Source organism: Afipia sp. 1NLS2 (genome assembly GCF_000178995.1).
Lineage (GTDB): Bacteria > Pseudomonadota > Alphaproteobacteria > Rhizobiales > Xanthobacteraceae > Afipia.
Window position 1 is genome coordinate 758,893 of the sequence record NZ_ADVZ01000001.1, and the last position, 12,816, is coordinate 771,708.

Sequence of the window (12,816 nt, forward strand, 5' to 3'; positions counted from 1 at the left end):
CTGCGGTCGCGCACCTTCCACAGCCTGAGGATGCTCGTTCCCCTGCACTCCCTTTGCGGTGTATTCTAGCGCCGGCAATCGGAAATGGCTGAGGAAAGTAGTCTCGGGGCTACCACCATATATTATGAGCTTATTTAAGAAATGGACGCGGCCTATCCGGCTGCCGTCCGCGCCTGAACGGCGGCTGCGCGCCGGGAATAACTCCATCACTCAGACCGTTTTTCAGGAAGCGGTGGTTTCGGCCGACTTTTTCGAGTCGCAGCATTCCGGGCACGACCTCATCAGAACGAAGCTAAGCGCTCCCTTCGATGAGATGCTTGTGCGTTTTCCGAAGGCGCACCGCGTCACCACGCCCCTGCCCGTGCTGACCGCCGTAGACCCCGAAGACTACAAGCAGCCATCCTCTCCGCTCGAATTGTCGTGGGATCGGCTTGGCGCGCTGGAGACCTGGGCCGATAGCCCCGAAAAAGTGCTGGAGTCCTGGCGAAACCGCTTCACTTTCGCCGTCGAGGATCTCGACCAAGGCCATCCCGGTTTGCGTCTACCGCAGATCGGCGCCCTGCATGCGATCGCGGCGCACTTCTCAGTGGGCAGGGAATTCGAGCCCGCCACCGTCGTCCTGCCCACGGGAACGGGCAAGACCGAGACCATGCTTGCCGACCTCGTGTACCGACGCGAGCGCAAAATACTCGTCCTGGCGCCAAGTTTGATCCTGCGAAACCAGATCGGTGTCAAGTTCTCAACGCTGGGAGTGCTACCTGCTGCTGGAGCCATACCCGTTGAACTTGCTCGGCCGTTCGTGGCCAAGATTACGAAGGGCATCAGCACGGTGGGCCACGCCGAGGCCATCGTGAATGCATCAAACGTCATCATCGCCACTCCCGACATCCTCAAGGCATCGGCGCCCGACGCGCTACACCGACTACTGGAAGGTTGTTCGATCCTCGTCGTCGATGAAGCCCATCACATCACCGCCGCGACTTGGAGCGAGGTGCGGGACCGCTTCGCGGCGAAAAAGATCATCCAGTTCACCGCAACGCCATTTCGTCGCGATGAGAGGAAGGTCGACGGCAAGATCATTTTCAATTTCAAGCTCGGCGATGCGCAGGAGTCAGGCTACTATCGACGGATCAACCTCAGGAGCGTCGAAGAGTATGGCGACCAGTCAACGCGCGATCAGAAAATCGTCGCTGAAGCCGTTGCCGTCCTGAGACGCGACCGGAACGAGCTGAGCCTGGACCACCTGCTGATGGCACGGACCCGGACCAAGGAACGCGCCGAGGAAGTGTGGAGGCATTACCGCAAGCTCGCACCGGAAATGAAGCCCGTGCTGGTCTATTCGGGACCCGGCCGCAAGACGGGGAACGCGAAGTCGATGGCGCAGCTCTACGACCGGAGCGTCAACGGGTCCAGGATCGTCGTTTGTGTCGACATGCTGGGCGAAGGTGTCGACCTTCCGAACCTAAAGATTGCGGCTCTGCACGATACGCACAAGTCCTTGGCCGTTACGCTGCAGTTTATTGGCCGCATTACCCGCAAAGGCGACGATAAGACGATCGGTGAGGCTACCGTTGTCACCAACATCGCCGACCCCGAGGCCGAAAGAAAGCTAGGCGATCTTTACGCGGAAGGTGCCGATTGGGACAAAATCATCAAGCGGCTCAGCGAGGAGCGGATCGAGCAGGAACTGCGTCTCCAGGATGTAGTGGCTGGGCTCAAAAGCAAAGGTACCCTCCACAATCAGCTATCACTCTGGAACATGCGGCCCCGCTTCTCTACCCAGATTTACCGCACACGCTGCCTGACTTGGTCACCGACCCTTTACACGCAAGTGCTGAAATCAAAGGACGAGAGCTGGTACGCACTGGACGAAGCCCAAAACTTGCTAGTGGCGGTCGTACACCGTGAAGAGCCGGTGGACTGGGGCAATTATCAGACCCTTGAGGAGACCAACTACTACCTTCTGGTGATGTGGTGGAACCAGGCAAACCAGGGCCTGTTCATCTACGCGAGTGACTACGAAGCCTTGCGCACTGAGCAGCTGGCCTCCATCGTGACCAGCGACAACGCCCGCTTACTCTCCGGCACGCCGATATTCCAGATTCTCAACAACGTGGAGCTACCACTCGCCAAAAGTCTGGGGTCGTCGCGCGTCGGCGCGATCAGTTTCACGTCCTACTTCGGACCAAACGTCACGGAGGGCCTGGCCAGCATCGAGAAGGCGGAGTCCGAGCTGAACAACATCGCCTGTATTGGATATGAGAACGGCGATCGCGTGCTGTGGGGCGGTGCCAAGCGCAAAGGCAAGGTCTGGCAGCAGCGGGCCGGCACCCTCGCCGAATGGGTGGAATGGTGCGGCAGGACATGGCAGAAAGTCTCCGCAGAGAAGGCATCTGCGCCCAACATCACCGAAGACTTTCTGAGACCCTTGCGGCTAACATCACCGCACAACTCCTATCCGATCGCAATCGAGTGGGGAGAGCACGCCCAGAATGCCTTTTCGGATCAGTTCGTGTTTTTCGGCACAACGAGCATCCCGTTGTACCTGGTCGATCTGGAGGTTGCCGCGGTCCAGCAGGATGGGTCGATCGATATCCGGCTCTCGTCAGAGACGTTGAGCGCAACCTACCGGTTGAGCATTTCGAACGGCTTTCCGGCGGGCTACCAACATACGAAGGTCTCGGGGCCGGATGTCGGCTTCAAAAAGAAAAACAAGGAAGTCGTGCCGCTCGACGAGCATCTCGCGGTCGATCCATTTGTCGTGAGGTATGCTGACGGGACCTACTCCTACAATTGCTATCACATCCCGACCAGCCTGAACGCAGGCCGTTTCCCGGCAGCGCGGCTCGAATCCTGGCCCTGGAAGAATATCCCGCTGAACCAGGAATCCATGGGCAAGTCCCGCGACGCCAACACCATCCAGCACTACGCGTTCCAACGCCTCAAGGCCGATTTTGACCTCGTCTTCAACGACGACGGTTCGGGTGAAGCTGCCGATCTCGTCGGCCTGAAAGAGATTGACGAGAAAACCATCCGCCTCTGCCTCATTCATTGCAAAAACGCCTACAAGGGCGTCATTTCGCAGGACATCCAGAACTTTTATGTGCTTTGCGGACAGGCGCAGAAAAGTGTGACGATCAAGCATCACGGGATGTTGCGGCTCTACAATGATCTCAAGCGCCGCCACGAACTCTGGATGAAGGATGGTCACACGCGCTTCCTCAAGGGCGACATCAAGCAGTTGGCCTATTTCAGGGACAAGTCCCGCCGCGCAACGGTCGAGTTTGAGGTCATCATCGCGCAACCCGGTGCATCTGCAGCTGCTCTCAACGATGATGCGCTGCTGCTGCTCGGGACGACGGAGTTATACCTGAAGAAAACGGCGGCTGCCGGCTTGCGCGTCATCGTTTCGCCGTAGCACGTCCCCAGTCAGGCTATGTCCTGCCGACGCGGCATGGGCCGTTCTCCAAAAGCCCGGCTCCCAATCAATCCAAATCTGTTCATCTGTCCGGCACCCACTCCAATCAGTTCGCGCCCCAGGGTTGCACTCGCCGGTGCTGCACTTTCCGGATCTCCTGAACACGGCGTGCGCAGCGCAGAACATAATCGGCCGATCATCCGATCTCGCCACATAACACGACCGTGCCCATCACATAACTAAAGTCGGTACGGCGACCGTAACCTTTCCGAAGATCGATCGAACCGTCTTATTGATGCCGCCGTACCGACTTTGCTGGGTCGCTGCGGCGATCGAAGGCACCGAGGGGTCGTCGAGACAATGAGTTCCTCCCGCTACATCGCATTCACCGTCGCAGCGGCAAGCGCAGCCGCAATGTTCTACGTCGGCCTGTACCAGAGCCGTCTGGTCGGTCGCCTCATCTGCCCATTCCTCGGCGAGCAGTGCGAGGGCGTTGCCGACGCACCGTTCGCGCGGCCCTTCGGCATTCCGGACGGCTACATCGGCGCCGCCCTGTACATCGTCATTCTTGGCCTGCTGATCGCACCGCCTGCGCGATGGACCTGGATCGCGCTGCTCGTCCTCGCCGTGACCGCGACGGCGGCAAACGTGCTTGGGATCCGCGATATGATGAACTTCGGCGGTTACTGCTTCTACTGCCTCACGACCGCCGCGCTGTCGCCCGTCCTGCTATGGGCAATCTGGAAGTTCGGGTAAATGTCAAAGGAAACGGCATGGACATCAAGAGGCGCGCCGCAGTCGGCCGAGGTCCGGCTCTGGAGGGAGGCATGCCCGCTCGGCGCGTCGATTCGGACTACATCTTCCACGAACTCACCCGCAGCATCTGCCCGTTCTGCAAGACGGTGATCGATGCCAAGATTTTGCTGCGCGACAACAAGGTCTACATGAGCAAGCGTTGCCCGCACTGCGGTCCGTTCATGGCGCTCATCTACGAAGACGCGCAGGCATATGTGTCGTTCGCCCGCTTCAACAAGCCTGGCACGATCCCGCTGGCGTACGGCACGCAGCACGACAAGGGCTGCCCGCACGATTGCGGACTCTGTCCCGACCACGAACAGCACGCCTGCCTCGGAATCATCGAGGTAAACAGCGCGTGCGACATGAACTGTCCGCTCTGCTTCGCGGACGCGGCGCCGGGCTTCAGCCTCACGATGGAGGAAGTCGAGCAGATGCTCGACGACTATGTCCGCACAGAAGGTCAGCCTGAAGTCGTCCAGTTCTCCGGTGGCGAACCGACGGTGCACCCACGGATTATCGACTTCGTCCGCGCCGCCTATGCCCGCGATATCCGCTTCGTCATGCTAAACACCAACGGCAAGCGCATCGCCCGCGACGACAGGTTTCTCGCTGAACTCGAAACGGTCCGTCCCTCGTTCTACTTCCAATTCGACGGTTTCGAGCGGGAGACCTACCGCGCGATCCGAGGCGAGCCCGACATCCTCGAAGAGAAGCTGCGCGCTCTCGACCGCCTGGCGCAGATCGGTCTCGACGTGACCATCGTCCCCGCCATCGAGCGCGGCATCAACGAGCACGAGATCGGCCGCATCGTCGACTTCGCCATCGAACATCCGGCAATCCGCGGCATCACCTTCCAGCCCGCCTTCCACGCTGGCCGGCACGGCTCCCACGACCCGATGCAGCGCATGACGATCCCCGACATTGTCCGGATGATCGAGGCACAGACCGCCGGCAAGTTTATCGCCTCGGACTTTGTCCCGGTGCCGTGCTGCTTCCCAACCTGCAATTCGGTGACCTATGCGTTCGTCGAGGGCACCAAGGTCACGCCGCTGCCGCGCATCGTCGATGTCGGCGACTATCTCGACTACATCACGAACCGCATCGTGCCGGATTTCAGCCGGGAAGTCAGGACCGCGCTCGAGGGACTCTGGTCCTCGTCCTCCGTCGCCGGCTCCGACGCGTCGGAGCGACGACTCGAGATTACGTGTCAGACCTGCGAGCTTCCGGACGGTCTAGCCATCAACAGCATTGCAAAGAACATGATTATGATCATGCTCCAGGATTTCATGGATCCCTGGACCTTCAACCAGAAGAACGCGATGAAGTGCTGCAAGGAGTTCTTGCTGCCGGGTGGCAAACAGGTCCCGTTCTGCACATTCAACACCGTCGGCTACCGCGAGCAGGCACGCGCGCAACTGAACGCAATGGAGCCGGAGCGCCGCCAGGCGCGTAAGGAGGGCCGACCCTATAAGCCGAAGCCGATCGTCTTCGACTTCGGCGACAAGCGCGCTCGATGAGCATCCCCGAAGCCCCGTCAGAGACGATCAAGCGCTGCTGCGCCGCGGCCTACGACCACGACGCAGTCCGGATCTTGGTCGGCGATACGCTGCACCCCGGCGGCGCGCGGCTCACCGAACGGATGGGCCAGCTCTTGAGTCTGACGCCGGCTTCCCGCGTGCTGGACGTCGCGTCGGGGCGCGGCGACGGCACGCTAGTGCTCGCCGCGCGCTTTGGCTGCGAGGTCGTCGGTCTCGACTTCGGACGGCGGAACGTGGAAACAGCGACGAACGCAGCGAGAGAACGAGGGCTCGCCGACAAGGTCACGTTCTACTGCGGCGACGCCGAGAAGCTTCCGTTCGCCGACGGAGCGTTTGACGCCGTCTTGTGCGAGTGCGCACTGTGCACGTTCCCGGATAAGCCGATGGCCGTCGCCGAATTCGCCCGCGTGCTGAAGCCGGGCGGACGCGTCGGCATCAGCGACCTCACGCGCAGCGGCCCGCTGCCCCGGGAGCTCGAAGGCCTTGCCGCCTGGATCGCCTGTGTCGCGGACGCACGACCGCTCGACGAGTACCGCGCGCTGCTCGCCGGCGCCGGCCTGGCTGTCGGCGTGACGGAACTGCACGACGGCGCTCTGGTCGACTTCGTGGACGCGATCTGGATGCGGCTTTTCACGACCGAGATCATGGTCGGACTGAAGAAGATCGACCTGACCGGCCCCGACCTCGCCGCGGCCAAGGACATCGTTCGGCACGCGCTCGCCGCGGCCAAGTCTGGCGTCCTCGGCTACGCGATCGTGACGGCCGCGAAATAGTCGGCAGCCTCAAGGGACGACTTTCACGCCTTTCCAGAAAGCAACTTTGCAGGCGATGTTGGCAGCCGCCGGTCTCGGATTCGGGTAGTATCACGCGGCGTCGGCGTTCTCGCGATCCCCGACCTTCACGGTGTAGTATTTCGCCATGCCCTTCCACGGACACACGCTGGTGGTGGCGCTCTCTCTGAAATGCTCCGGCGACAGTGCTCCCGAAGGGAAATAGTGGTTGCCTTCGACGACCACGGTCTGGTCGGATTGTGCGATCACGACGTCGTTCCAGATTGCCTTGGGCATGGCATACTCCTAACCGAGCATGTCGATGAGCGGACGATAGCCGCGGTCAGCGAGCAGCTGCGCGGCGACCGGCTAGTCGCGGATCGAGGGCCGCGGCGCGATCCATTGGATCATGCGGCGTCCAAACAGACCCCCGAGACCGACGAACATCATCGCCGTCCCGATGTTGAACATGATGATCATGAGCGTCGCATCTCCCGAATGGAAGAACGACAGGGCCGTCGCGGTGATCGCGGCCACCGACAGACTCCCCATGACCGCCACCGCGGTAGGGCGCAGCGGCGCCGCATACCGCAGCATGATAACCATCGCGAGCGACAGCGGCAGGCCGGTAAGCACCAACGTGGCGAGACATCGGCTCGTCTCGCCGAGGCCGACCCCGTCCGGCCCCATCGATACCCATTGCGTGAGGCACTGGTAGCCGATATTCGCCAGCCAAAGAACAACTGCAGGTGCCGGCAGAAGGAGCCACAGGCGCGAGCGGTCCGGCAGGCTCACCAGGAAGGCGGCGACCGCGGCGAGCACGCCCGTCAGGATCGCCCCGATCATGCCGGCGGCGAACGAAAGATCGTGAATCCGCGTCGCGAGATCTGGACGGATCCCCTGGCTGACCGCCACGAGACCCACGACCACCGTCGCGAGCAGAAGCCAGCACGCGGCGCGCGTCACCGGAGGACGCAGCCGGCGTACCGGCTTCAAGTTCTTCGAGAGAGATTCGATGAGATCGGGTGTCGCAATCATGGTTCGCTCCGATCGCCGAGAATCTTCCGCAGGCGCTTCACCGCCCGGTGCACGTTCACCTTCAGTGCCGCGATCGACATACCGCTCGCGGTCGAGGCCTCCTTCAGCGACATCTCCTTGAGCTTGAGTAGTTGTACCGCTTTGCGCTGCATGGGGGGAAGCTCGTCGATCGCCTTTTCGAGTTCGTGTCTGTCGGGTGTCTCTTCAAGGTTCGCCTGAGGCTCGGCAAAGGTTTCATGCTCTGGTATCAGCGGCGTTTCCCGGTCGCGCCGGCGTCCCTGCCGCCGGAGCCGGTCGATGAACCGCCGGTTCGCGATCGTCACGAGCCACGGGCCGAATGGCCTGGTCGGATCGAATGTGTGCCGGATTGCGTGGACGGTTAGCAGGACGTCCTGCACCGCGTCCTCGACGTCGCTGGGGTCGCGATGCCGCCGCGCCGCCAGCGAACGCAGGTAGGGAGTGATTTCCCGAAGGAGGCGCCGATAGGCCGACCTGTCGCCGTCCTGGGCATGAGCCATCAGGATCGCCCAGTCGGTATCGTGGATCGTGGGTCCGGGGACGGCATGCGCGGCGTCGCCTTCGCAGCCGACGAGCCTGAGTTGCGGAGGCCGCTCGTTTCGCTCGGTCATGGACGGCCTCCGTCAGTGACTCGACGGCGTCGACACAGCGAGGCGGCGAGATGGTCGAGCGAAAGCTTGCCGGGACCGATCGCCATGAGGGCCACAGCGAGCGCCGCCCACGGCAGGTGGAAGTTCGCCCACCCCTCCGGCACGACCAGTTGGATCACTCCCGTCATGACCAGGAGTGCAAGCGCGCTGAAACGCGTCGCGAATCCCAGGATCAGCAAGACCGGCAGCACGATCTCCGCGATACCGTCGAAGTACGCGAACACGGCGGGAAAAGGAAAATCGTACGCGTGTCCGAGGATGTGCAGCTTGAACTCATCTTCGAAGAGGAACGACGCCGCCGGCGACAGAGACAGGAAGCCGTCCCACTTCGTCAATCCCGATTTGAAGAACGGCAGCGCCAGAGCGATGCGAAGCACCGGCGGCGCCACAACGAGGGCGACCCGCGCGAGGCGCTCCACGAGGTCCTGCACGACATCTTCGATGGTCGATATGGTCGAAAAAGCGCTCATGTCCGTAGCGGCTTCTGCGCAAACCCGAAACCAACCACCGCGCCCACCCGGATCAGATCTGACAAATTCGCCGAAAGATCGAAACTCGGGTCGGCGGCAATAGCTTGCTCGAAAGCGGCAAGCACCGGCCTTCCGGATGCGAGCGCATGGATGAACTCCGGACTGCCATTCGGAATCGATCGAATCTCCACGCCGGCCTCCGGCCGGACGAGAAGCGCGTTTTCGCCGCCGACCGCCAAATCGACCGGACCAGGAACGCCGCCTTCGACGTTCATCTGCCAGATCGTCAACGCGGGAAACGGTGAGCGTACGATCCGGACTGCCGGATGCAGTACCAAGGTGACGGCAGGAAGTCGGTCCGATGCGATGTCCGCGAACGCCGAAAGACTGATCGGCAAGGCTTCGGCCGCGTGATAAGCCTCCGTCCAGGCCCGCTCGATGCGCGCCACATCAGCCAGATATGGCAGCACGGATGCGGGTTTGAACCGGCCGATGAAGTCCGGGAGGCCCGCGCCGTAGTCGAACAGCATCGGCGACCGGGGCAAATCAACGACAACATAGGCGCGTGCCAAGGTGTTGAAGAATTCCGACCCGACGATGCGGTGCACGGCGGGATAGGCGTCCTTCAATGTCTGCGTCAGGCCGACGATCACGTTGTTGCGATAGACGGCAAAGCGCCGCGAACTCGGTCTTCCGTCGGGGCCGACTAGCCCGGCCGGCGTCGGGAGCGTGGGATCGAGCAACGCGGCCGCAAAAGCGCGTTGCCTCTCAGCGAGCGACTGCATGACGCGGCGTCTCCAGTCGGTTGGCAAACATGATCGTCTCGGCCCGTTCGGCTTCGTGCGCGAGCGTCGGCCAGGCCGGCACGTCAGCATCCCATTCGATCAGCGTGGGCACCGGGCCGATAAGCCGCGCCGTCAGTTCGTAGAGATGCCAGACAGCATCTTCGACCGGACGGTCGTGGCTGTCGATGAGCAGCGGCCTCGCCTCCTCGTCCTCCTGCCTGGTATTGCCGGCGAGATGAATCTCTTTGACGCGCGCGAGCGGATACCCCTCGATGTAGGCGACTGGATTCCACTGCTGATTGGTCGACGCGACGAAGACATTGTTGACGTCGAGCAGCAGGCCGCAGCCGGTGCGCCGGGCTACCTCGGCGATGAAGTCCGTCTCCGTGTAGGCGCTCTCGGCGAACGCGACGTAGGTCGACGGATTTTCAAGAAGCATCTCGCAGCCGAGCGCGGTCTGGATCTGATCGATATGCTCGACCACCCGCTTGAGCGTCTCGACGGTGTATGGCAGCGGCAGCAGATCGTTGAGGAAACCCACGTCGTGCGAGGACCACGCCAAATGCTCGGAGAACAGGCCAGGCGTGTAGCGCCGCCTCATATCTCTCAGCCGCGCGATGTGGTCTTCGTCGAGCGGCCGGTCCGCCCCGATCGAGAGTCCGACGCCGTGAAGAGACAACGGGTAGCGTTCCCGAATGGCCGACAGATACCGGTGCGGCGGACCTCCCGCGCCCATGTAGTTCTCCGCATGCACCTCGAAGAAGCCCACATCGGGCAACGTGTCGATGATCGTGCGATAGTGCTCGGCCTTGAGGCCGACGCCGGCGCGCGCCGGTATGCGATCTTCTAGCGATGACGAAGGATTGCGCATGGCGACCTCAAGGATAGAAGGCGGGCCGTCACGCCCGCCCGGGTTTCGTCAGGCCTTCGGGGTGAGGCTTCCGGCCCCCTTCGGCGTGTGCATCGTGGTGCAGGTGCCCTTGGGCTCGAGCTTGAACGCGTTGCCCTGATAGTCAACGGCGCTGGTGCCGGCGCAGGTCGTCCCAGCTCCGGCGTAGCAGTCATTCTGTCCCTTCAGGGCGACGCCAAAGCACTTCTCCATTTTCCCGCCCGCCATCGCCTTCATGGTCTGGGCCTGCTTCTCCTTCATCATCTTTTCCATGTCGGCCTTGCTTTGCGCGGTGGCGGACGTGGCGGCGAGCGTTCCGATGGCGACGGCGAACGCGCCGGCCACCATTGCGTTAAGCGTGCGATTGGACATTCGAGTTCCTCCAGGTTCTGGGCGACTTTGCGAAGTGCATGGCCGCAAGTCCGACGGGCTGTTACTCCCGTCTGTACCGATGTTCGCCGCAACGTCCGAAAGGTTACCTTCGCAAATGTGCGGTCTCCGCCGTCTCCCATCGGTTCGTGGGGAACACTCGCTCCGGCATTCCCGTCCGCGTTATCGAGATCGCAACGAGATGGGATATCGCAGCGCCATTTTCTCCTTCGGTTCAAAATCGGCGGCGTCACAGTCGCGTCGTCACATTCACCAGCCATTCTGGCATGGCTTTCGTCAGCGAGGTCTCGACGATCTTGTCGAGGCCGGTGAGCACGAAGAGTCCGATTCCGAAGAAGGCGGCCCCCATGAGCGGTTTGCCGATGCGCGAGGCGCGCGCCATCCAGTCCCGCCGGGCCATGATCGCCTGGCGCGAACCGTAGGCGAGCAGGAGAATCGGTGTCGCGGCTCCGAGCGCGAACGCCGACATCGTCGCGGCGGCCCGACCGAGATCGTCGCCCTGGGCTGCAAGACCGATGGCCGCGCCGAGCGTCGGCCCCGAACACGGCGACCAGATCACGCCAAGCACAGCGCCGAGCGCGAACTGGCCCCAGATGCCGGACGGCTGAAGTCGGTCGAGGAGGGCCTGGCCCTTGCCCGCAAGCGGCGACGCCATGGAGGCCACCTTGCCCTGCAGCGTCGGCACCAGAAGAACCACGCTAGCCGCGCCCATTACTGCCGCGACGGCGAGCCGCAGCGTCTCGGGATCGATCCCGACGCTGAAGCCGACCGACGCGAGCGCGATCCCTATTCCGGCGAACGAAGTCGCCAGTCCCGCGGCGAGCGCGACCGGTCCCCACAGATGCCGATCGAGTGCGCCGAACAGCACGATCGGCAGGATCGGAAGCACGCATGGCGAGAGCGTCGATAGCGCCCCCGCGGCGTAGCCGAGCGCGAGATTTGCGGACACCTCAGAACGCCTTCGCCACCAGCGCGCGCAGCGGTGCCGGAGCGGTCTCGCCGGTGGAGCGCGCGACTTCTTTCGATCCTTTGAACACGATCAACGTGCTCTGGTACTGGACGCGAAACTGCCGCAGCACTTCCTTGGCGGTATCGAAGTCGACGTCGTACACCACGAGACCCGGATGCTCCTTCTCGATCTCCTGCACAATCGGCTTCTGTTGCTTGCAGGTCGGACACCAGGGCGCGGTGACGTCGATGAGGATCGACTTGCCCGCGGCCTGCGCAGCTTGAAAGGCCTTGGCGTCGTAGGGTTCGGCCGCCCAGGCGAGCGAGGGCATCGCGACGACCGCGGCGATCAGAATGGCGTTGCGAAGGAAGTTCGAGGACATGCGGTTCTCCCTGGCTGCTGAGACGTCTCGACGCCAAGGTTCGCCGGGCACGGGGAAAAGTTACGTGGGTCTCGGAAAAATATCGGACATGCCCGCAGGCGCGGCGTGCTCTACACATCACCGCGAGGCTCCGCAGAAAGGACATGCACGATGACGGATCTCGTCCCTCTCTTTCCGAACCAAACCGTCCCGCCCCTGCGCGTTGATCTCGCCGGCGGCGGACGATTTGATCTCGCATCCGAACAGCCGTCCAACTTCACGCTCGTCGTCTTCTATCGTGGGCTTCATTGTCCCATCTGCAAGACGCAAATCAAGGAGCTTGAATCCAAGCTCGACGATTTCGAACAGCGCGGGGTCGCCGTCATGGCCGTATCGACCGACTCCAAGGAACGCGCAGAACAGACGCGGGAAACCTGGGGACTGTCGCGGCTGCGCATCGGCTACGGCCTCCCGCTCGCCGCCGCCCGGCGCTGGGGACTGTACGTGTCGGCCGGGCACGGCAAGACGTCGGCCGGCGTCGATGAGCCGGCGCTTTTTTCGGAGCCTGCCATCTACCTGGTGAGACCGGACGGCACCCTGTACTTCGGCAGCGTGCAGACGATGCCGTTCGCGCGTCCGCATTTCTCCGACATCCTGCCGGCAATCGATTTCGTCGTGAAGAACAAGTATCCCGCTCGCGGCGAAGTGGCGGACCTCCGGAAGTTGGCCTAGCGGGTCGCCG

Annotated in this window: 15 protein-coding genes; 5 read left to right on the forward strand and 10 right to left on the reverse strand. The window is 62.6% G+C overall.

Annotated features, from left to right (window positions below; all coding sequences use genetic code 11):
- The first annotated feature begins 124 nt into the window (after positions 1-124).
- From AFIDRAFT_RS03615 to AFIDRAFT_RS03630, 4 genes are all read left to right on the forward strand, one after another.
- Positions 125-3,418: a DEAD/DEAH box helicase gene (locus AFIDRAFT_RS03615; protein WP_009337735.1), complete on the forward strand. Its 3,294-nt coding sequence runs from the start codon at positions 125-127 to the stop codon at positions 3,416-3,418.
- Between the two features lie 360 nt (positions 3,419-3,778).
- Positions 3,779-4,174: a vitamin K epoxide reductase family protein gene (locus AFIDRAFT_RS03620; protein WP_009337736.1), complete on the forward strand. Its 396-nt coding sequence runs from the start codon at positions 3,779-3,781 to the stop codon at positions 4,172-4,174.
- The gene (locus tag AFIDRAFT_RS03625) at positions 4,150-5,733 is read left to right on the forward strand and encodes a radical SAM protein (RefSeq protein ID WP_198007795.1); all 1,584 of its coding nucleotides are present in this window, start codon (positions 4,150-4,152) and stop codon (positions 5,731-5,733) included. The genes AFIDRAFT_RS03620 and AFIDRAFT_RS03625 overlap by 25 nt, the downstream gene beginning before the upstream one ends.
- Positions 5,730-6,527, forward strand: coding sequence for a class I SAM-dependent methyltransferase (locus AFIDRAFT_RS03630; RefSeq protein ID WP_009337738.1), 798 nt, complete (start codon positions 5,730-5,732; stop codon positions 6,525-6,527). The genes AFIDRAFT_RS03625 and AFIDRAFT_RS03630 overlap by 4 nt, the downstream gene beginning before the upstream one ends.
- A 90-nt stretch (positions 6,528-6,617) precedes the next feature.
- On the opposite strand, the gene AFIDRAFT_RS03635 is transcribed toward AFIDRAFT_RS03630, so the two are convergent.
- The 10 genes from AFIDRAFT_RS03635 to AFIDRAFT_RS03675 form a co-directional block, all read right to left on the reverse strand.
- Entirely contained in the window at positions 6,618-6,821 is a 204-nt protein-coding gene (locus tag AFIDRAFT_RS03635; protein WP_009337739.1) for a DUF427 domain-containing protein, read from the reverse strand.
- Between the two features lie 72 nt (positions 6,822-6,893).
- Positions 6,894-7,562: an NrsF family protein gene (locus AFIDRAFT_RS03640; RefSeq protein WP_009337740.1), complete on the reverse strand. Its 669-nt coding sequence runs from the start codon at positions 7,560-7,562 to the stop codon at positions 6,894-6,896.
- Positions 7,559-8,191 (reverse strand): sigma-70 family RNA polymerase sigma factor, encoded by a 633-nt coding sequence (locus AFIDRAFT_RS03645; RefSeq protein WP_009337741.1) that lies wholly within the window; start codon positions 8,189-8,191, stop codon positions 7,559-7,561. Before AFIDRAFT_RS03645 ends, AFIDRAFT_RS03640 begins: the two co-directional genes overlap by 4 nt.
- The gene (locus tag AFIDRAFT_RS03650; RefSeq protein WP_009337742.1) at positions 8,188-8,700 is read right to left on the reverse strand and encodes a DoxX family protein; all 513 of its coding nucleotides are present in this window, start codon (positions 8,698-8,700) and stop codon (positions 8,188-8,190) included. The genes AFIDRAFT_RS03645 and AFIDRAFT_RS03650 overlap by 4 nt, the downstream gene beginning before the upstream one ends.
- Positions 8,697-9,485 (reverse strand): HvfC/BufC N-terminal domain-containing protein, encoded by a 789-nt coding sequence (locus AFIDRAFT_RS03655; RefSeq protein WP_009337743.1) that lies wholly within the window; start codon positions 9,483-9,485, stop codon positions 8,697-8,699. The genes AFIDRAFT_RS03650 and AFIDRAFT_RS03655 overlap by 4 nt, the downstream gene beginning before the upstream one ends.
- A complete protein-coding gene (gene bufB, locus AFIDRAFT_RS03660) occupies positions 9,469-10,356 on the reverse strand; it encodes an MNIO family bufferin maturase (RefSeq protein ID WP_009337744.1) in 888 nt (295 codons plus the stop codon). Before bufB ends, AFIDRAFT_RS03655 begins: the two co-directional genes overlap by 17 nt.
- A gap of 48 nt (positions 10,357-10,404) precedes the next feature.
- Positions 10,405-10,746, reverse strand: coding sequence for a BufA1 family periplasmic bufferin-type metallophore (locus tag AFIDRAFT_RS03665; RefSeq protein WP_009337745.1), 342 nt, complete (start codon positions 10,744-10,746; stop codon positions 10,405-10,407).
- Between the two features lie 103 nt (positions 10,747-10,849).
- Positions 10,850-10,954, reverse strand: a complete 105-nt coding sequence (locus AFIDRAFT_RS20480) for a DUF6969 family protein (protein ID WP_502685477.1) — start codon at positions 10,952-10,954, stop codon at positions 10,850-10,852.
- Between the two features lie 39 nt (positions 10,955-10,993).
- Positions 10,994-11,713: a cytochrome c biogenesis CcdA family protein gene (locus AFIDRAFT_RS03670; protein ID WP_009337746.1), complete on the reverse strand. Its 720-nt coding sequence runs from the start codon at positions 11,711-11,713 to the stop codon at positions 10,994-10,996.
- A gap of 1 nt (position 11,714) precedes the next feature.
- The gene (locus tag AFIDRAFT_RS03675) at positions 11,715-12,095 is read right to left on the reverse strand and encodes a thioredoxin family protein (protein ID WP_009337747.1); all 381 of its coding nucleotides are present in this window, start codon (positions 12,093-12,095) and stop codon (positions 11,715-11,717) included.
- 150 nt (positions 12,096-12,245) lie between these two features.
- Between AFIDRAFT_RS03675 and AFIDRAFT_RS03680 the strand changes: the two genes are divergently transcribed.
- Entirely contained in the window at positions 12,246-12,806 is a 561-nt protein-coding gene (locus AFIDRAFT_RS03680; RefSeq protein WP_009337748.1) for a peroxiredoxin-like family protein, read from the forward strand.
- Positions 12,807-12,816 lie beyond the last annotated feature (10 nt).